20 protein-coding genes and 1 other annotated feature are annotated in these 18,834 nt (G+C 34.5%); of the genes, 14 read left to right on the forward strand and 6 right to left on the reverse strand.

Going from position 1 to position 18,834, the window contains the following annotated elements; all coding sequences use genetic code 11:
- Nucleotides 1-357 (reverse strand): transposase (locus tag BN38_RS03785; protein WP_044565667.1); only part of this gene is annotated, 357 nt, incomplete at its 3' end.
- A 211-nt stretch (nucleotides 358-568) separates the two neighbouring features.
- Here BN38_RS03785 and BN38_RS03790 point away from each other — a divergent pair.
- The 10 genes from BN38_RS03790 (at nucleotide 569) to BN38_RS03835 (ending at nucleotide 10,054) form a co-directional block, all read left to right on the forward strand.
- Entirely contained in the window at nucleotides 569-1,015 is a 447-nt protein-coding gene (locus BN38_RS03790) for an 8-oxo-dGTP diphosphatase (RefSeq protein WP_044565668.1), read from the forward strand.
- A gap of 220 nt (nucleotides 1,016-1,235) precedes the next feature.
- Nucleotides 1,236-1,958: an ABC transporter ATP-binding protein gene (locus BN38_RS03795; protein ID WP_044565669.1), complete on the forward strand. Its 723-nt coding sequence runs from the start codon at nucleotides 1,236-1,238 to the stop codon at nucleotides 1,956-1,958.
- Entirely contained in the window at nucleotides 1,942-2,997 is a 1,056-nt protein-coding gene (locus BN38_RS03800) for a COG1361 S-layer family protein (protein WP_044565670.1), read from the forward strand. The genes BN38_RS03795 and BN38_RS03800 overlap by 17 nt, the downstream gene beginning before the upstream one ends.
- Complete coding sequence (locus BN38_RS03805) at nucleotides 2,984-4,369, forward strand: ABC transporter permease (protein ID WP_044565671.1); 1,386 nt, start codon at nucleotides 2,984-2,986, stop codon at nucleotides 4,367-4,369. Before BN38_RS03800 ends, BN38_RS03805 begins: the two co-directional genes overlap by 14 nt.
- A 10-nt stretch (nucleotides 4,370-4,379) precedes the next feature.
- Nucleotides 4,380-5,627: a hypothetical protein gene (locus BN38_RS03810; RefSeq protein ID WP_044565672.1), complete on the forward strand. Its 1,248-nt coding sequence runs from the start codon at nucleotides 4,380-4,382 to the stop codon at nucleotides 5,625-5,627.
- A 12-nt stretch (nucleotides 5,628-5,639) separates the two neighbouring features.
- A complete protein-coding gene (locus BN38_RS03815; protein ID WP_044565673.1) occupies nucleotides 5,640-6,743 on the forward strand; it encodes a putative periplasmic lipoprotein in 1,104 nt (367 codons plus the stop codon).
- Between the two features lie 39 nt (nucleotides 6,744-6,782).
- A complete protein-coding gene (locus BN38_RS03820; protein ID WP_044565674.1) occupies nucleotides 6,783-7,691 on the forward strand; it encodes a hypothetical protein in 909 nt (302 codons plus the stop codon).
- A 22-nt stretch (nucleotides 7,692-7,713) separates the two neighbouring features.
- Nucleotides 7,714-8,511: a gamma-glutamyl-gamma-aminobutyrate hydrolase family protein gene (locus tag BN38_RS03825; protein ID WP_230197720.1), complete on the forward strand. Its 798-nt coding sequence runs from the start codon at nucleotides 7,714-7,716 to the stop codon at nucleotides 8,509-8,511.
- Entirely contained in the window at nucleotides 8,508-9,749 is a 1,242-nt protein-coding gene (pepT, locus tag BN38_RS03830) for a peptidase T (protein WP_044565675.1), read from the forward strand. The genes BN38_RS03825 and pepT overlap by 4 nt, the downstream gene beginning before the upstream one ends.
- Entirely contained in the window at nucleotides 9,746-10,054 is a 309-nt protein-coding gene (locus BN38_RS03835; protein WP_044565676.1) for a hypothetical protein, read from the forward strand. The genes pepT and BN38_RS03835 overlap by 4 nt, the downstream gene beginning before the upstream one ends.
- 287 nt (nucleotides 10,055-10,341) lie before the next feature.
- Here BN38_RS03835 and BN38_RS03840 read toward each other — a convergent pair whose 3' ends face one another.
- The gene (locus tag BN38_RS03840) at nucleotides 10,342-11,610 is read right to left on the reverse strand and encodes an ISL3 family transposase (RefSeq protein WP_044565677.1); all 1,269 of its coding nucleotides are present in this window, start codon (nucleotides 11,608-11,610) and stop codon (nucleotides 10,342-10,344) included.
- A gap of 260 nt (nucleotides 11,611-11,870) precedes the next feature.
- On the opposite strand from BN38_RS03840, the gene BN38_RS03845 reads away from it, so the two are divergent.
- The gene (locus tag BN38_RS03845) at nucleotides 11,871-12,161 is read left to right on the forward strand and encodes a DUF2089 family protein (RefSeq protein WP_044565678.1); all 291 of its coding nucleotides are present in this window, start codon (nucleotides 11,871-11,873) and stop codon (nucleotides 12,159-12,161) included.
- A 1-nt stretch (nucleotide 12,162) separates the two neighbouring features.
- Complete coding sequence (locus BN38_RS03850; RefSeq protein ID WP_044565679.1) at nucleotides 12,163-12,495, forward strand: hypothetical protein; 333 nt, start codon at nucleotides 12,163-12,165, stop codon at nucleotides 12,493-12,495.
- Between the two features lie 16 nt (nucleotides 12,496-12,511).
- On the opposite strand, the gene murJ is transcribed toward BN38_RS03850, so the two are convergent.
- Genes murJ through BN38_RS03870 form a run of 4 tightly spaced genes read right to left on the reverse strand, consistent with a single transcriptional unit; the run spans nucleotide 12,512 to nucleotide 16,848 of the window.
- Nucleotides 12,512-14,017, reverse strand: coding sequence for a murein biosynthesis integral membrane protein MurJ (gene murJ, locus BN38_RS03855; protein ID WP_084593742.1), 1,506 nt, complete (start codon nucleotides 14,015-14,017; stop codon nucleotides 12,512-12,514).
- Nucleotides 14,014-14,526 carry a hypothetical protein gene (locus tag BN38_RS03860; RefSeq protein ID WP_044565681.1) on the reverse strand — a complete coding sequence of 171 codons (513 nt, stop codon included), beginning with the start codon at nucleotides 14,524-14,526 and terminating at the stop codon, nucleotides 14,014-14,016. Before BN38_RS03860 ends, murJ begins: the two co-directional genes overlap by 4 nt.
- A gap of 14 nt (nucleotides 14,527-14,540) precedes the next feature.
- The gene (locus BN38_RS03865; protein ID WP_044565682.1) at nucleotides 14,541-15,275 is read right to left on the reverse strand and encodes an amino acid ABC transporter ATP-binding protein; all 735 of its coding nucleotides are present in this window, start codon (nucleotides 15,273-15,275) and stop codon (nucleotides 14,541-14,543) included.
- Entirely contained in the window at nucleotides 15,256-16,848 is a 1,593-nt protein-coding gene (locus BN38_RS03870; protein WP_044565683.1) for an ABC transporter substrate-binding protein/permease, read from the reverse strand. The genes BN38_RS03865 and BN38_RS03870 overlap by 20 nt, the downstream gene beginning before the upstream one ends.
- 61 nt (nucleotides 16,849-16,909) lie before the next feature.
- Nucleotides 16,910-17,141 (reverse strand) — a binding site (T-box leader).
- Between the two features lie 64 nt (nucleotides 17,142-17,205).
- Between BN38_RS03870 and BN38_RS03875 the strand changes: the two genes are divergently transcribed.
- Together BN38_RS03875 and BN38_RS03880 are read left to right on the forward strand one after the other, a co-directional pair.
- Nucleotides 17,206-17,703: a transcription repressor NadR gene (locus tag BN38_RS03875; RefSeq protein WP_044565684.1), complete on the forward strand. Its 498-nt coding sequence runs from the start codon at nucleotides 17,206-17,208 to the stop codon at nucleotides 17,701-17,703.
- Nucleotides 17,704-17,773: 70 nt separating this feature from the next.
- Nucleotides 17,774-18,793: a PTS transporter subunit IIC gene (locus tag BN38_RS03880; protein WP_044565685.1), complete on the forward strand. Its 1,020-nt coding sequence runs from the start codon at nucleotides 17,774-17,776 to the stop codon at nucleotides 18,791-18,793.
- Nucleotides 18,794-18,834 lie beyond the last annotated feature (41 nt).

An 18,834-nucleotide genomic window follows, 5' to 3' on the forward strand; every position in this document is an offset into this window, starting at 1 on the left:
TGTATCTTTGTATCGTCTTTGGTAGTTTTTACTAAAGCTTGAGAAGTGAGGTACTTTATCATAGAAGTCTAAGCCTAAGAACCACCTGTAGGCTAGATTTACTTCTACTTCCTTTATTGTCTGACGCATACTTCTAATGCCAAAAAGATATTGTATGAATGCTAATTTCATTAATACTACTGGATCTATGCTTGGTCTGCCGTTATCAAGACAGTATTTTCCCTCTACTAGGTCGTATATGAAGTCAAAGTCTATGTATTTATCTATTTTTCTAAGTAGATGATTTTCTGGTACTAAATCCTCTAGAGCTACTAGCTGTACTTGCTTTTGTTTATCCTTATCATTTTTATTGAGCATAATACACCTCTTTCTTTAGTATATTCATACCCTAATATATTGATATTAAGCCATTTGAAGACAAAAAAAGTAGATAAGATTGTACTTTATTACCTACTTTGTCGACAGTCTGGGCTGGCGATAAAGCCAGCTTTTTTTATGTCTATAACTAGTAAAAATCATAAATTCCAATAAAGTACTTATGTATGATTAATAATTTAGAGGAATTTATATGAAAACTAGACTAATGAATATGATAAAAATTGTAAACCCTGATACAAATGAAGTTGTCATCTTGGATAAGGTGAAAAAAGAAGGTTGGGAAGGGCTGACTTTTCCTGGGGGCAAAGTAGAAGAAAACGAATCTTTTTATGATTCTGCCATAAGGGAAGCCAAGGAAGAAACTGGTCTTGACATTTCTGATTTGACATTTTGTGGATTTATAACTTGGATTTCTGATGACTATAAGGACGTGGGTCTTCTTTATGAGACAAGTAAGTATAGTGGTAAGCTTATCAGAGATAATCGAGAAGGGACGCTTTTTTGGGTGGATTTTGAGGACTTCAAGAAAATGGATGGGATGAGCCTTTCTATGGATAAGATTCTAAAGATCTATGATGGGACCTACCAAGAAATTGTATGGGACGTTCGTAGTGATGATATTACATATATAAATTAAATATTTTGAAATTCTAACCTACGAGCTTAAATATCTTGTAGGTTATTTTAATATATGTTTTTTTCTGTTATGTAAATGAATATAAATATTATTTATATAAACAATTGTCAACTATCATTTGAAATGATATAATAATGCAAACAGAGTGTGTGTCTAATAATGTGACACTATTTTGTAATAAATTTTATTTTATGATAAAAACTTAAAATTGGAGTTAATAATGTCACTAATTGAAGTAAGATCTTTAAAAAAATATTATAAGATTGGAAATAATATCATTAAAGCTTTGGACGGTATAGACCTAGACATTGAAAAAGGGGAGTTTATTGCTTTGCTTGGGACATCTGGTTCTGGCAAGTCAACGCTTTTAAATATGCTTGCAGGTCTTGAGTATCCGACCAAGGGTTCCATAAAGTATGGGAGTATTATTTTAAATGAGCTAAAGGAAACCGACATAACCAAATTTAGAAATCTAAACATAGGTTTTGTTTTCCAATCTTACAATCTCTTGCCCTATTTAACTGCCTGGGAGAATGTATCCTTGCCTTTAACCTTTAAGGGAATTGGAGTAGAAGAGAGGAAAAAAGAAGCCTACAAGATTTTAAAACAAGTTGGCCTTGAAGATAGGATGAACAACAAGCCAAATGAGCTTTCAGGTGGTCAACAGCAAAGGGTGTCTATAGCCCGTGCTTTTGTTGGAACACCAAAGATTATTTTTGCAGATGAGCCAACGGGAAACCTAGATACTAAGACAAGTTTTGAAGTAATGCAGCTCATAAAGGACATCACCAAGAAAAATAAACAGACCTTTATTATGGTAACTCATGATGATGAGATGACAGAATTTGCTGATAGAACTTTATTTATGAGAGATGGAAAGATAGAAAATATACATAAGAATTTAACTATTGATGAGGTATTAGAAAATGACGACATATTATGATGAAATAAATGGAAATGATTCTTCAAATAGCAAGGATTCAGGAGATGATACAACAAACCAAGTACAAATGAAAAACCAGCCAAAGCTTATAATTTCAAACTATAGCTTGAACCCACAAACTGTAGAGGCTGGCGATTCTTTTAACCTTGGCTTTACCTTGTATAATACCAACGCCAAAAATACCATCTATAACCTTAAGGTAACCATAGAGTCCCAACTCCAATCCCAACCCCAAGCAAGCGGAGATAACAATGCCCTTGTAAGCGATGGTTCAGTCTTTAGTCCTGTTGACCAATCAAATTCCTTTTATCTAGCAGCTCTTTATCCATGGAATACTTCCAATAAGTATATAACCATGAATGTAAATCCAAATGCTGCTGCAGGTAACTATGTGATTGGCCTAACTTTGGAATACGAAGACTACTGGGGCAACCAATACACCACCAAGGAGTCTATAGGTATACCTGTTGTCCAAAGGGCAAATGTAACCATTGGTGATGTAAAGCACGAAGATTTAATAGTTGGTCAGCAAACTCAAGTGTCTGTCAACATCTATAATACAGGCAAGGACAATCTAAATACCTTTATGTGTGATGTCATAGGCAAGGGATTTACAATTGATAATGACAGAAGATTTATAGGTAATTTTAATACAGGAACAACTGAAACTTTCACCTTTAATATCACTCCAGAAAGAGAGGGAGATGTTGAGGGCAAGATACTTCTAACATACGAAGATTCAGCAGGCAATGTCCATACACAAACACAAAATTTCAACTCCAATGTAACTTCTAAGGACATGGGGGGTATGGATGGCATGGAAGGTGGTATGATCCAAGACCCAGAAACTGGTGAAATGATACCTGCTGATGGGGATATGGGAGCTGATCCTGGAGAGAATGCAGGTGGAGGCTTGTTTGCATCCCCATTCTTGTGGGTGGGACTAGCAATAATCGTAGCCCTTGTAGTGATACTAATCAGAAAAAGATCAAAAAATAAAAAAGAGAAGGAGCTAATAATAGAAGATGAAGATATCTGATAGATTTATAATGGCCCTAAGGAATCTTTGGCGTCGTAAATCTAGGACTATTCTTACTATCTTATCAGTTGTCATTGGCTCAACCTCTATTATCCTAATGCTTGCCTTTGCCCAAGGCATCAGTAATTCGCAAAAAGAGATGATAGAATCCTTTCAAGGTCTTACCACTATAGATGTCATGGACGGATCTGGTCAAGGCAATCTTCAGATAAATGATAAGGTGCTAAACGATTTAAAAAGAGTAAGTCATGTAAAGGCAGTAGTGCCTAGCAAGAACGTATATGTCCAAATAAAGATGTCTGATACTGAAGATTATGAGATTGACGGTTCGTTAAATATCATTCCTGACAATGTCTTTTCACTCATAGATAAAGATATGATGGATTTTGGAAATCCACCAAATGCCAAAGACGATAACAAAATTATTCTAGGACAAAATACCCAAGCTACCAAACAAATAGCAGAAGGTGGCAATAATTTTTATATGGAGCCTGTTGAAGACTTTGACTTTAATGCCCACCAGTACTTCATCCGCTTAGGCTATGTCTTTGAAGAAGAGGACGATGGAGTCAATTTTGGCAATGAAAACCCTCAAAATGGACCTGAAGAAAAAGAAGAGCAAAAACCAGAATATACAGATGTACCGATAGAAATAGCAGGCAAACTAAACAAAAACTCATTTTTATCTGGCTGGGGGTCCTATATATCGGAAGCAACCTTCAAAATGCTAAAAAAAGAAGATGATAAGATAATGTCTCCAAGTTTAAACCAATCATTTGATGAAAAAGGAAATCCAATCCCTGAAACAAGTGACGAAATAACTTATGACAATTTGCAAGTAATAGTAGATGATGTCAAAAATGTAGAAGCAGTCGAACAAGAAATCAGACAACTAGGCTACCAAACCCATTCTATGGCCGAGACTAATGAAGAAATCCAAAATCAAACAAGGACTATCATGCTTATCCTTGGAGGTATTGGATCTATCGCCTTTATAGTATCAGCCATAGGTATCATAAACACCATGCTTATGAGCATTTATGAGAGACAGAAGGAAATTGGGGTAATGAAAGTAATAGGAGCCTCAGTTAGAGATGTTGAGACTATGTTTCTTATAGAGTCTGGTTTTATAGGATTTTTTGGAGGCATACTTGGTCTTGTCATTTCTTTGCTCGTAGCAAAACTATTAAATAGCACTCTGGGAGCAGATCCTAACTCAATGTTTGGTTCTAGCGGAGATATAGTAATTATTCCAGTCTGGCTAGCCCTAGTTGGAGTAGGATTTTCAGCTCTAGTTGGTGTATTAGCAGGATATCTGCCAGCAAGACGAGCTACAAAACTTTCAGCAATCGAGGCCCTAAGAGCAAATTAAGGAGAAGATAATGAAAAAATATATACCAATAGCAGTCCTGTCCCTAGCCCTTGTGGGGTGTACCAATTCAAATGCGCCAGCAGGAGAGGTAAATAGTCAAATCGAAGAAGAGAATAAAGACGATCAAAAGAAAGTCATAGAAGTATCAAAACCGGAGGAAAGTGAAGAGGAGTCTGAGGATAAAAATTCTGAAGAAAATGCATCAGAAGATACAGACAAAAGCAAAAAAGTTGACAAAGATATAAATGACAAAGAAGAAGATGAAAAAGAAAAAGTAGACGATAAGGAAGAAAAGAAAGAAGAAAAACCTAGCGAAGAAAAAGAAAGTGATAATGAAGAAAAACAAAGCAAGGTAAACGCTGATGATTTGTTCTTCCTACCATATGGTCCATTTGCAAGTGTTAATGAAAATGGAGAACTTGTAGATGAAAATGGTAAGGAACTTGTTCCTAACCAGCCTACAAACAGCTATGAATATGTCAAATATACAAACAATGTCTTCGTAAAAATGAAAAATGATCTATATGGGACAGTATCAATTGTTAGAATGAATGACAAAGATGTATCAACTCTATACGAGTTTCCTGAAGGAGAAGAATTCACTTCACTAGGCATGATTGGAGATAAGATATATGGTTTCCACTCTTATAAATCTAAATCTGACATCAATGGAACTCCAAGTCTAAAAACTGACAAAACAGCCATAGGCTATGTAGATCTTGCTAGTGGAGAAGTCCATGATTATGAAGATACAATAGATGTTCAGACTGGTGAAGCTGTAGTAATTGATGGACAGTTGCAATTTACAAAAGCTGGTGATAATGCAAAAGAAAATGTATATAACTATGATCTATACAAACTTGACCTCACGAAGGGACTTGACCAAAAAGCAGAACTTGTAGAAAAGGACTTTGACCTACAATATTTATTTGGTCAAAAAAGATTTGTAGATGGTAAGCCAGTATGGGATATATTAAGGGCAGATAACGATAATATCTATGCCAATGACCAAAAATTCCCATTTTTGTGGGCAGAAGCAGGCTACCAAGAAATCATAGGAAATAACATTTTCTATTTCCCAGCTAACCAGTCCGATACAAGAGATGTTGACCTTCTATCTAGAACTCTTAAGGTTATGAATCTTACAAGTGGAGAAACAGTACTTGAAGAAACTGTTCGTGGCATAAAAATTGCTGATGGCAAACTATATTATTTAACCAGTAATAACCAATTGGAATCAGTAGATATAGAGCTATAAATGGGGCTTATTATGAAAAAGATCTTATCCATGCTAGCACTAGTCTTGTTTTTAACATCATGTGCTAGCAATGGAAAAAGTGATAAAAATATAGACGATAAAGAAAGTACAAATACTGAAATAGAAGAAGTTTCCAAAGCCAATGAAGATAGCAATAATAGCAAGCAAAAAGATAAAAAAGAAGATGAAAGTAAAAAAGAAGCCAATGTAGAAAATCAGGAACTTTTAATAGATAAGGATGTAAAGATTGATAAAGACAATGTCTTTTATATTCCTAACTTCTACCTGGTCCAATTTGACAGAAATGATAAGCTGGTAGACCTTGATGGGAATACAAAATTTGAAAATGGATCTATGTTTTTTGAAAAAGTTCCTGGCGCCATTACACTCTTTGTTGGTAGGTCAACTGATAATAATGAATATGGTATTTACGATCTAGTAGGCAAAAACTTGAATCTTTTATTTAGATTTGCCCAAAATGAAGAATTTCATCCAATTGGGATGATTGGCAATAAGGTTTATGGCTACCACTATCTGACTGTATTGGATGAAGATGGCAATATTGTAGATAGTAAAAATACACTAGGATACTTTGATATAGAAAATAAAGACCTAAAAGATTATACAGGTCAGTTTTCGACTAATGTTACATCTATAGCAAATACTAGAGACAAGATCTATTTTATAAATAATGAATCTGGCAAAAATAATCTCTATGCTTTTTCGCCAGAATCTGATCTATCAGATGAACCAGAATTAGTAGAAGAAGATTTCGATTCCTATGATATCTATGCTACTAGCTACAAAGATGGACCTGAAACAATAAATGAATATTTCAAAGCTGATGTGGAGGGCATCCATATCAGTGATCAAGTATGGGCAATTCCAGCAAAGGCAGATGGTTTGGTTGATATAAAGGGCAAGTACATTTTATATTACACAAAATCTACCGGAGAAAATCCAAGTGACTATGAACAAAATCTAAAAATTTATCATGCCTACGATGGCGATATGGTTTTTGATGAAAACATTAGGGGGCAGAAATATTTACAAAATACCCTATATTATATAGACGAGGGCAATAACATAGGTGAATTTGAAATCGATTTTCAGTAAAGAGACAAACTTTTGGCAAATCCGTGTTATAATTAAAGTATGAAAAATATTAGAATATGGTTGATTTTAGCGGTTTTACTTTTTACAGGATGTGCTTCTAAAAATAATGATTCGCTGAGTATAAGGCACTTGGATGTAAATAAGGAAGAAATTTATTACAATCCTATAGTGAAAAAATTGCTAAAATTTAACCCAAATGGAAACACAAAAGAAATAATATATGCCGAAGAAAATTCCCTTGCCTATGATATCTATGGGGTGGGATCTATGTTTGTTATAGGAGATAGCAAGCTTCACCAATATAAGCTAGTTGACATAGAAAAGACAGAGATTAAGACTATTTTTGACTTTGACAGTGGCCAAGAGATCATACCTATAGGTATTATGGATGGCAACTTATATTTCATCAATAAGTTTTATGATAATGATCAGGAAAATAGAGATAAGACTACTATAAGCCTCCTAAACCTAAGCGATTTTACTATCACCCAAATTGAAAATATCCACGGCGATATCAAAGATGGCATAGTAAGCCCTAATAATATTTTCTATACCACTTATAAGGCAAGCGAAAATTACTACGAACTTTACAAAAAATCTATAGAGTCTGGCAAAAAAGGAGATAGTCCAGAGCTTATATCAGTTGGCTATGAGACTTCTGACTTGTACTTATCCAAGGACTTATACAGGGAAAAGGAGATAATAAGTCTATATGCTTCAGACAAGGATAGGATATATTCCCAAAAGGAATCCTGGGACAAGCATGAGGCCAATTATTTCACTCCATCGACAGTAATTGGCATAGACAAGGATGGGGAAGATATGGCTCTAAGCTTCATGGATAAGAGAACTAGAACTGTTTTTACAAAAGTAGACAATGTCTATGGCATAAGATTTGAGGGCGATACAATAGTTGTTGCAAGCGATAAAGGAGCAAGCAAGTACTAGTTATTTTAAGAGGATAAGTAAATTGAAGGAAAGAAAAGCCAAGAAAAAAGTAAAGAAAAACTCTCCCTTAAGAATTTTTAAATTAGGCCTAGTTTTAATAATTGCCGTATTAGCAATTGTAGTAATAAGAGATAGGTTTTTCCCTAAAAAGTTAGTTGCTATTGTCCACAACAATCAAAATATATCGAAAGTTGAGTATCCATTTAGCTCAAACAATATTATGTTGATGGACGTTGATAGCAGCCAATTTAGCTTAGAAGATATAAAAGAAATGGTGGATGAAGCTGATGGAGTTGTCTTTGCTGGTGGCAATGACTTTGATCCTTCACTTTATGGAGGAAATCCCGATTTGGTAGAAGATTATTCCAGGGAAGACGATGAGAAAAGTATCGATATATTTGCCTATGCTATAGAAAAAAATAAACCGATTCTTGGCATTTGTAGAGGCATGCAGCTGATAAACATCTACTATGGTGGGTCTTTATATGATGATATAAAAAGCCAATATTCTACAGAGATTATCCATAGGGGCGATGATAAAACTTTTGCTTACCATAATGTGAATATAAGAGATGATTCCTACCTAAAAGAAGTTATTGGTGAAAATCAAATAGAAGTCAATTCCTTCCACCACGAGGGAATAAGAAAGCTAGCCGATGGCCTAGATATCGGAGCAGAAAGCCCAGACGGGCTTATAGAAGCTATAGAAAATCCCTACTACTCATATATGATAGGGGTCCAATGGCACCCAGAAGCTAGCTATGATGACGATGAATACAGCAGAAGAATCTTTGCTGATTTTATAAGGAATATGAAATGAATGAAGCTATTATAAAAGAAAAACTACAAGAAAACTTTCTATCTTACCTGGCTATACCTAGCCAATCTGATGAAAAAAATCCCAATGTCCCATCATCTGTGGGACAACTTTTATTGGCCCAAAAGTTAGAAAAAGACTTAGAAGATTTGGGACTAGTTGATATCGCTATCAATGAATTTGGAGTTTTACAAGGGAAACTTCTAGCAAATACTGAAAAATCTCAAGCAAACATCGGCTGGGTCTGCCACCTCGATACAGTTGATGTAGGGCTCTCAGATCAGATCCATCCACAAGTAATCAAAAATTATGACGGCAAGGATATCCTTTTAAATGAGGAAGAAAATATAGTATTTTCCACCAAAGAAAACCCAGAAATCTTATCCTATATTGGTGATGACATAATTGTAACAGATGGAAGATCTGTCCTTGGAGCTGATAACAAGGCGGCCATAGCCAATGTCATGACAGCCTTGTGGTATCTAAGAGAAAATCCAGATATTAACCACGGTAATATTTACATAGCCTTTGTTCCAGATGAGGAAATTGGCCTTAGGGGAGTGAGGAAAATTGACTTTGAAAAATTTCCTGTCGATTTTGCCTATACAATTGATTGCTGTGCCCTTGGTGAATTAGTATATGAAACTTTCAATGCAGCAAGTGGTGCTATAAAGATAAAGGGAGTAAGCGCCCATCCAATGTCAGCCAAGGGAGTTTTGGTCAATCCTATCATGATTGCCCATGACTTTATATCTATGCTAGATAGGGCAAAGATGCCAGAAAATACCGAAAATAGAGAGGGCTATGTCTGGATAACCGACATAAAATCAGATGTCCTCAACTGTAGGATAGATTTCAATATAAGAAACCACGATAAGGAAAAATTTGAAGAATCCAAAACCTACCTACTTGATGCAATAGAAATCTTGAAAAAGCGATACAAGTCTGCTGAAATTGAAATTGACATAGAAGATACTTACGCAAATATCCTAGACAGTGTCGATGAAAATAACAAAGTAGCCATAGAAAATCTTAAAGATATCTATCAAAAATTAGAGATAGATCCAAAAATCATCCCAATGAGAGGTGGAACAGATGGATCATACCTATCAACAAGGGGAATACTCACTCCAAACTACTTCACAGGTGCCCACAACTTCCACTCAAACAAAGAATTCTTGCCAATGGATAGCTTTTATAAATCATTTAAAGTGACCATAGAATTGATGAGGGGCATATGAACAAGAGAAATATAATCTTAACTATAGTAATAGCGCTCTTTGTAGCCTTTGGCATCTATAGCCAAAAAAGCCAAGAGCTAGAAGATGAATTGGCAGAAATCAGCAATAGTCCCTACGATGTTTCCCAATTTGATGAGATATCTGACCAAGAGTTTTTAAATGCTGACAATTCCTTAAACGCCTTTGTCTACATAGGACGTGAAGATTGCATAGGTTGCAAGGCATTAGCACAAGTACTAACACAAATATCAAAAGAAAATGACATCAAAATCAGATACTTTGATGCAAAGAAATATAGAGATTAAAAATCTTATAAAGAAATCGTAGACAAATATCAAATAGAACAAGTCCCAGACTTCTTACTAGTAAAAAAAGACGGAACTTTTGAAAAATTTGGCCAAGAAAATATAGAAAATGATGAAAAATTCGAGGATTGGATTATTGAAAATAAGAATCGCCTATAATTTTGGCTCTATGTCAAATAGTGTTGGTAAATAATAATTAACCAAATACTTTTCCATGGATAGGAATTCCTATCCATGGAATTTTTTACATAAGTTTAATAAATGTTTCTCAAATGACCTACCTTTAATCAACTTGCATTAATAAGATTTCTAGTAAGAAATATCCTAGTTCTAAAATTAACGAATCGTCTATAGCCAAAAGCTACTCTTTTTAAAACCTTAACAAAATTGTTAATACCTTCAATCATTCCATTTGAATATTCATAAGTAAAAGAATTTTTAATCAAATCAATGTATTTTAAACATGTATCAATAGATGTTTTCACTCTCTCACTCACCTTATCCTTAAAGATCAATAAATGCTTTTTAAACATATCAAAATTTCTATGCTCTATATCAGATCTAAAACTTTGATAACATAAATAAGTATTCTTTAAAACATTATCAACAGCAATACTTTTTTCCACAATATCTAACTCAGACACATAAGAATCAGTAAAATGAACTCTCTTAGAAAAATGTATACAATCAAGCAAACTATACGGCTTTAAGAAAATCTTCCAATATCTCTTTAATCTTTTGTATTCAAAACAAGAAGTAGAAAACTCCTTCATAACATCAACCCTAGTCTGATTAAAAGCTCTAGTAAATAAACCAACAATATGAAACCTATCAATAACAATCTTAGCATTAACAAATAAATCTTTAATTAAAGACATATATGGAGCATATAAATCAATGCTAATAGTCTTAACCTTATCCCTAAGCTTTTTTGGATAATTAGAAAAATATCTCCTAAGAAAAGGCAACTGCCTATTCTCTATAACATCAACAACCTTACCAGTAGAAGAATCACAATACATAAAACTCATAGCCCCCTTAGCATCCCTAGTAGACTTAAACTCATCAAAACATAGGTGCTTAGGGATAGACCTAAAATCTACATTAAAATAATTATCAAACTTAGCCATTTGTCTAGAAACAGTATTGGTAGAAACAAAATTATCCAAAGCAATATCCTTAATAGACTTCTTCTTAGTTAGATCCAGACTAATAGCTTTCTTAACATTATTAGAAATATGTGAATACCTATTAACAATACTAGAAGTAGCTAAAAAATATCTACCGCAAGCCTTGCAATACATCTTTTGTTTTTTTAAATTAAGTAAAACAGGATAACCAGCAGAAGCTTGGAATTTCAGATTAGAAGCCTTGAATCCATACTTAATAATGTCATTACCATGGCAATTAGGACAAAAATCCTTAGAATAAGTAAGCTTAGCAGAAATAACAGTATAAGTAATACCCTTAATTTTCTCGTGATGAATACCTTCACCAAAAGTAATATTTTCATCTTTGATATTTAGTAAATTTGCAATAAAATAATCATTAGACATATTTAATCCCCCTTTTGTATTGTGGTTAATACTATTATAGGGCAATGATTAAATATGTCTTCTTTCTTTTACAAAAAAATCGTATTAGAAGAAGTATCATTACTTCTACCAACACGATTTATTGTACAACCATAATTTTTTGATTTACTCAGTCACCTTAATAAGTGGCTGAGTTTTTATTTGAATAAAATTAAACTTAAAGGAACTATTGACTTTAATAATATTAAAGAGTATATTGAATATAATTAAAGGAGGAGCTTATGGATATACTTCCTGAGTGGATGGCTGAGCTTAGTGATGAGGATATTTCTTTTATAAAAACTTTTATCTTGGCTTCGGGATCACTAAAAGAAGTGGCAAGGATTTACGATGTGACCTATCCTACTGTAAGACTTAGACTTGATAGGCTTATTCAAAAGATAGAAATTAATGAACAAAAGGGCAAAGATCCTTATATTCTCACAATAAAAAGACTAGCCTTGGATGAAAAAATCGATTTTGATACTGCTAAAATTTTGATTAACGAATACAAAAAGACAAAGGAGGATTAGGATGAAAATATCTTTGATTCATACAATAATAGCACTTATTTTATTATTGTTTATATGTGCAGCAATAATTTATTTACAAGTTTATCTTTGCAAAAAGGAAAGTAAGTATTTAGGTTTAATACTTCCAGTAATTTCATTAATCTTTGCCTTGGCGAATGTTGCAGGAATTCCAGCTTTTGATTCTTTTAGCCAAGTGGAAAATTATATGGCACTATTTATTGCCTTTCTAGTTGCTAATATTCCGACTATAATATTAGTTTTTATTTATTTGGGTATCAGAGAAAAGAAGAATATGAAAAAAGAACTTGATAAGATGAATATCAAAGATCTATAAAAACAAAGCTTGAGAATTACTCAAGCTTTTTCTTTTTCTTCTTAAAGGCCGCTAGTATTTGGTCAAATTCGTCGACTTTTAGCATATATACTAATCCCACATATATTAGCCCTGCAAGGGCAATGGTTACTAGTAGCCATAGGTTTGATGGTCTTATGGCAAAGAAGAATTTTGAGAATACTCCCATGACTCCTCCTGCCATTATAATCTTTCCTATATTTTTTAAGATATAAGGATAATTTAGCTTGCCAAAATACTTATAGTAGGCTATAAGGGCCATTAATACTGCTGCAAATTGACTAAAAGTTGTTGCAAGGGCAAGACCGACTAAGCCGTAGGCCTTGGATAGGACAAAGTCCAAAAATATATTAATCCCTAACTGGATAAAGGCTATTATTGTTGGTACTTTTGTGTTTTGGTGGCTAAAAAATGATAGGTATAGCAGGTCAGCTAGGGCTGGGCCTATAAGGTAGAGGCTATAGTAAAATAGAACCTGGCTAGTTGCTACCATATCTTGGTAGGTGAATTCGCCCCTGTAGTATACAAAGGTGATTATTGGTTCTGATAAAACCATAAGGCCTATTATTGATGGGATGAATAAGGTCATTATCTTTACCAAGCTTTGTCCTGTCAAATCTTTCATGCCCTTGATATCTCCATTTGCAACTAGTTTTCCTATGAATGGATATGCTGTGATTTGGAAGGGAATAATAAAGGTTGAACTTACTATCCTTAAAATCTTTAGAGCATAGTTTACTATTGAAACTCCTCCATTTGGAGCAACTATAGATGCAAATGATTGGTCTACAATGGTTGATATGTAGACAGCTGCCATGGTAAAAGTTGTTGGCAAAGAAAGAATGATTAGTTTTTTGACATTGGGATCAAGACCAAAGCTAATCTTTTCTCTTCTAAAACCAGCTTTTTTTGTCGCACGAGGAAACATTGCATATTGTAAGAAATAAGCCAAAAATATACCCACTGCCATTATGACAACATTGCCCTTGGATACCATTATAGTAAGTCCTAGCAATATATTCATAATGACAAGAGGCAAGGCAGGAGTGAGAAAATCTCCCTTAATCTGCAAATATGCAGAAAATATTGCTGCATATACATTTGGATATATGGTAAGGATTACTGCTCTCATAAATATAGAGGCGATTTTTAGTTTTTCACCACTGTAGCCTGCTGCAAAAAGTTTTACTATAAATGGTGCAAATACAAGACCTAATATCATCATAAGGGTAGTTAGAAAAAGCATAAAATCTAGAAGTCTATTGGTAAAGTGGTCTCCAGACTTTTCATCGCCATTTTTTACAACCTCATTGTAAGTAGGTATGTAGGTTTTTGATAGGGCGTAGGTGATTACTGAAAATATCAAGGTTGCTGCTGTGGTTGAAGTATTGAAAGCATCGGTAATATCACCAGTCCCATAGGTAAAAGAAAAAATCATCTCACGAACAAATGAGAAGATTTTTCCTACAAAGTTTAATATTATTAATAGTAAAGTATTATTCATGATTTTTTGTGTGCGTATCCCAAGAGGAAATTATCTATGGATTCTATTTCCAAGGTTACAAGGTCTTTTATAGGGATTTCAAATTGGTCAAAGATTTTGGCATTTGTTTGATTAAGTGCATCTATAAGAACTTTTTCTTTATCATAAGATTTTACAAAGCCTGTTATAGAATCAAAGTAATCGAAGCTTGTTGAAAGAGTGATTATTTTGTGGTTGTCTTTGGCGTATTTGATCAAATCTATGAAGTCAGGTTTTGACTTATAGATCTCATTGTCGCTATCACCTATAGAAATATTGCCCCAAAAGTCCATATATTTTTCGATCTTTTTAAGGTAGTCTGTATTTGTTTCGATTCCATCAATCATCCTAGTATCAAATAATAGGTAGCCATCAAGCTTGCCTTGGTCATCCACAAGGTGGGTCAATAGTCTATTATTTTCTTGATAGATTATATAGCCAACGGCAAATGAGTCTTCGCTGGTGGAATATATTTCTACTAAGTCTGTCATATTTTCTCCTCTTATTAATTATTTAAAAACCTAGATAAGAATTCTTTAGTTCTATCGTGGGTTGGATTTGTGAAAATGTCATTTGGTCTTCCATCTTCTAAGATTATACCTTTATCCATAAATAATACCCTAGTAGAAACATCTCTTGCAAAGTCCATCTCATGGGTTACTACAATCATTGTAATCCCACTTTTGGCAAGCTTTGTCATAACTTCAAGTACTTCACCTACCATCTCTGGGTCAAGGGCACTGGTTGGCTCATCAAACAATAAGACTTTTGGGTTCATGCAAAGGGCGCGGGCTATGGCTACTCTTTGCTTTTGACCTCCGGATAGTTGGCTTGCCTTAGAATTTTTAAAGCTATCCATGCCGACATCTGTCAAATATTTCATGGCCAATTCTTGGGCATCTTTTTTTGACCTTTTCAAAACTTTTTCTTGGCCCAGAGTACAATTTTCCAAGACGTTTTTGTTTTCAAAAAGATTAAAGTTTTGAAAAACCATGCCTACTTCAGACCTATAGTGTCTTTCATCAAAGTGTTCAGCTAGGATATTTTTATCCATATAGTAAATCTCGCCGCTAGTTGGCCTTTCTAGTAAGTTTAGGCATCTAAGCAAGGTGGACTTACCAGAACCGGAAGATCCTATGATTGAAACGACTTCGTTTTTATTAACTTCAAAATTTATATCTTTGAGAACTAAGTTTTCTCCAAACTTTTTTTCCAAATTTTTAACCTTTAATATTGGCATTTTTTACTCCTGTAGTTGCTTCGTGGATGTATTCTCTTCCGTTCATTTTTCTTTCCAAGTGATTGATTATCCTTGTAATAACAAAGGTTAGTACAAAGTAGATTATTGCTGTAATCAAATATGTTGGGAAGTATTGGTAGGTTGATCCTGCTACAGACTTAGACATAAAGAATAATTCTGTTACAGATATTACATTAAGCACTGATGTATCCTTGATATTTATAACAAATTCATTGCCCAAGGATGGTAAGATGTTTTTCACCGCTTGTGGCAAAACAACATTGGTCATAGTTTGAAAATGGGTCATTCCTATGGCCTTACAAGCTTCAAATTGGCCGTTATCAATTGAATTTATACCACCTCTTACAACCTCTGACATGTAGGCTCCAGTGTTTATGGAAACTATGAGGATTGCTGCAAACATTGTCGAAAGGTCAATGTCAAAATATTGCTTGAGACCATAAAAAATTATTACAGATTGGACCATCATAGGTGTGCCACGGAATATTTCTACATAAGCTGATAAGATAAAGTTTATTATCTTATGAAGGATATAAGAAAATTTATTTTTGCTTTTATTTATCTCGATTTTTCTAATAACTGCAACAAGAAGTCCTATCAAAAATCCTAGTATTGTTGATAGTATGGCTATAAATAGGGTGTTTACTATACCTCTAAGAAATAGGGAAGAGTACTTTTGCCAGATTTGTTGCATTTCTTCAAAGAATGTTGGATTTTCTTCACTGCTTTCATTTGCACTAGTTAGTAGGACCATTTCCTTCATCAATTCTTCCCTTTGGTCGGTAGAAATATTTTCTAAAGCTTGGTTAAGCTTTGGAGTAAGGTCAGAATTCTTCTTGACACCTATAGAGATCGATGTAAGTGATGAGTCAACTGTAAAGCCGTTTCCTTCGCCAAATTGAACAAATATAAGGTCTTTGTTTGCAGTCATGGCACTTTCAGCACCTGGTTTATCAGAAACATAGCCATCGATGGTTCCTGCCTTAGTTGCGGCAATCATTGTTGGAAATGAATCAAGGGCTTGTTCCTTTTTTATATCTTGCATTTGATCTAACAAGTCATAGTGGTAGGTTCCCAATTGGCCAGTAAGTTTTGCACCGGCAAAGTCATTTATAGACTTAGCATCTTTATATTTCGAATTTTCCTTTAAGATTACTCCAACTACAGCATCGTAGTATGAGTCGGTAAAATCTATTTGTTCTCTTCTTTCTTCGGTTGGGCTCATACCAGCGATTATAACATCTATCTTCCCACTGGTAAGGGCAGGGATTAGACCATCCCAATCTATTTTATAAACTTCCAAATCCATATCAAGGCTTTGGGCAACTTCTTTTGCTATGGCTATATCATAACCATTGGCATATTCTCCTGAGGAGTTTTTTACAGGAACCCCTCCATTGCTATCGTCTACTTCTGAGAAGTTATAAGGAGCGTAGTTGACCTCCATGCCAACTCTTAGGACCTTTTTCTCATTTGAGCTTGCAAAACTTGTACTAGCAAAGGCTAGAATGGTGATTAACAAGGTCAAAATAATCTTTCTTACTTTTTTCATATTTTCTCTCCTAATCTTTCTGGGCTAAAAAAGTGTAAAAAAATACACGCGCTCATATCATCCATGGGACGATTGTGCCGTGTTACCACCCAAATTTATGTACACCTCACGATATACACCTCATCAAGTACATACATACTCTATTTCTATAACGGGCAATCCCGCCTTTAGATCAAATAATCCCCAAAGGTACTCCGAGTTTTTATTCACTAAACAAGCCTTTATCCCATTTCCACCGTCAGGGACTCTCTATAAAATTTAAATCTAGCTACTCATCTCTTCTTCGTTTTTACTTATAATACATTATAATTTAAAAATGTCAAGCTTTAAAGGTATATTAGAGAAAAGAGGTAATAAATGAAAATTAGTGATAGGCAAAATCAGATAATAAAAATTTTACAAGAAGAAGAACATCCCCAAAGTGGAACAGCTTTGGCCCAAAGATTTGGTGTTTCAAGGCAAATTATAGTAAAAGATATTGGAGTTTTAAAGGCTTTTGGGATAAATATCATATCTACAAATAGGGGTTACAAAATAGATGGTGAAGGCTCATTGACCTATATCATAGAATCTCACCACGAGGATAAGGATATAAGAGATGAGCTAAATACAATAGTTGACAATGGCGGAATCGTAGTTGATGTCTTCATAAACCATCCTGTCTACGGGGTGATTAAAAAGGATCTGGACATACATTCTAGAAGTGGTGTTACAAATTTTGTAAAAAATATGACTACTTCTATTCCTTTGAAGAATTTGACAGAAGACATCCACTACCACACCATAAAAGTTAAAAGTGAGGAAGACTTTGACAGAATAAAAAAAGCTTTGGCAGAGAAAGGTTACCTAAATTAATTTCTTAGTGTATATACATTTAAATGTTTTTGTGCTATACTTAACGAAAAGCATTTGAAAAGGAATTAGCATGAAAAAATATTTACAAGAACAAAACATCGACCTTTCAGCTAAGGTCTACTTTATCGATGCACTTGGAGCCATGGCCTTTGGTCTTTTTGCATCGCTTTTGGTGGGAACTATTTTAAATTCTATAGGAACTAGTTTTGGCATAGATTTTCTAACAGAGCGTATATGGCCACTTGTTACTAAGTCCACAGGAGCAGCTATAGCTGTTTCTATAGCCTATGCTTTGAAGGCTCCTAGCCTAATCTTATTTGCAGTTACTATAGTTGGCAACGGAGCTTACGAACTTGGTGGGCCAGTAGGAGTTTATGTTGCGACAATCTTTGCGGTAGAATTTGGCAAGCTAGTATCAAAAAGAACTAAGTTAGACATAATAATTACGCCAGCCCTAACTATCTTAGTGGGTATCATTGTGGGAGACTTTATTGGGCCAGGAGTGTCAGCCTTTATGGCAAGCTTAGGCAATATCATAATGAGAGCAACCGAACTTCAGCCATTTTTGATGGGTATTGTGGTTGCTGTTCTTGTAGGTCTTGCCCTAACTTTGCCAATATCATCAGCTGCTATTTGTATGATGTTATCCCTATCAGGCCTTGCTGGTGGAGCTGCAACAGTAGGATGTTCAGCGCAAATGATTGGCTTTGCCATAATTTCCTATAAGGATAATGGCCTAGAAGGACTTCTTGCCCAGGGTCTTGGAACCTCTATGTTTCAGGTGCCAAACACCATCAAAAATCCTTGGATATGGTTGCCACCGACTCTTGCAGGTGCAATCCTAGGCCCACTTGCGACAGTGGTTTTTAAAATGGAAAACTCGCCTTTGGGATCAGGCATGGGAACTAGTGGACTTGTAGGACAAATTGCCACAATTAATACCATGGCTGGGGCCAGATCAGTAAGTATTTTGCTTTTGCAAATACTTCTCCTACACTTTATTTTGCCATCGGTCTTATCCTTTATAATTTATAAAATAATGGGCAAAAAAGGCCTTATAAAAGATGGAGATATGAAGATTGATTTTTAGGACTTAAGAATATTTAAAGTCTTCTTTATGGAAATTTAATA

The sequence above is a fragment of the Anaerococcus provencensis genome, assembly GCF_000312365.2.
In the GTDB taxonomy this organism is placed as follows: Bacteria; Bacillota; Clostridia; order Tissierellales; family Peptoniphilaceae; genus Anaerococcus; species Anaerococcus provencensis.

Bases quoted from the DNA above. Each gene is read 5' to 3' on its own strand.
- BN38_RS03790 (WP_044565668.1), top strand. From the start codon at position 569: ATGAAAACTAGACTAATGAATATGATAAAAATTGTAAACCCTGATACA.
- BN38_RS03795 (WP_044565669.1), top strand. From the start codon at position 1,236: ATGTCACTAATTGAAGTAAGATCTTTAAAAAAATATTATAAGATTGGA.
- BN38_RS03800 (WP_044565670.1), top strand. From the start codon at position 1,942: ATGACGACATATTATGATGAAATAAATGGAAATGATTCTTCAAATAGC.
- BN38_RS03805 (WP_044565671.1), top strand. From the start codon at position 2,984: ATGAAGATATCTGATAGATTTATAATGGCCCTAAGGAATCTTTGGCGT.
- BN38_RS03810 (WP_044565672.1), top strand. From the start codon at position 4,380: ATGAAAAAATATATACCAATAGCAGTCCTGTCCCTAGCCCTTGTGGGG.
- BN38_RS03815 (WP_044565673.1), top strand. From the start codon at position 5,640: ATGAAAAAGATCTTATCCATGCTAGCACTAGTCTTGTTTTTAACATCA.
- BN38_RS03820 (WP_044565674.1), top strand. From the start codon at position 6,783: ATGAAAAATATTAGAATATGGTTGATTTTAGCGGTTTTACTTTTTACA.
- pepT (WP_044565675.1), top strand. From the start codon at position 8,508: ATGAATGAAGCTATTATAAAAGAAAAACTACAAGAAAACTTTCTATCT.
- BN38_RS03835 (WP_044565676.1), top strand. From the start codon at position 9,746: ATGAACAAGAGAAATATAATCTTAACTATAGTAATAGCGCTCTTTGTA.
- BN38_RS03840 (WP_044565677.1), bottom strand. From the start codon at position 11,610: ATGTCTAATGATTATTTTATTGCAAATTTACTAAATATCAAAGATGAA.
- BN38_RS03845 (WP_044565678.1), top strand. From the start codon at position 11,871: ATGGATATACTTCCTGAGTGGATGGCTGAGCTTAGTGATGAGGATATT.
- BN38_RS03850 (WP_044565679.1), top strand. From the start codon at position 12,163: ATGAAAATATCTTTGATTCATACAATAATAGCACTTATTTTATTATTG.
- murJ (WP_084593742.1), bottom strand. From the start codon at position 14,017: ATGAATAATACTTTACTATTAATAATATTAAACTTTGTAGGAAAAATC.
- BN38_RS03860 (WP_044565681.1), bottom strand. From the start codon at position 14,526: ATGACAGACTTAGTAGAAATATATTCCACCAGCGAAGACTCATTTGCC.
- BN38_RS03865 (WP_044565682.1), bottom strand. From the start codon at position 15,275: ATGCCAATATTAAAGGTTAAAAATTTGGAAAAAAAGTTTGGAGAAAAC.
- BN38_RS03870 (WP_044565683.1), bottom strand. From the start codon at position 16,848: ATGAAAAAAGTAAGAAAGATTATTTTGACCTTGTTAATCACCATTCTA.
- BN38_RS03875 (WP_044565684.1), top strand. From the start codon at position 17,206: ATGAAAATTAGTGATAGGCAAAATCAGATAATAAAAATTTTACAAGAA.
- BN38_RS03880 (WP_044565685.1), top strand. From the start codon at position 17,774: ATGAAAAAATATTTACAAGAACAAAACATCGACCTTTCAGCTAAGGTC.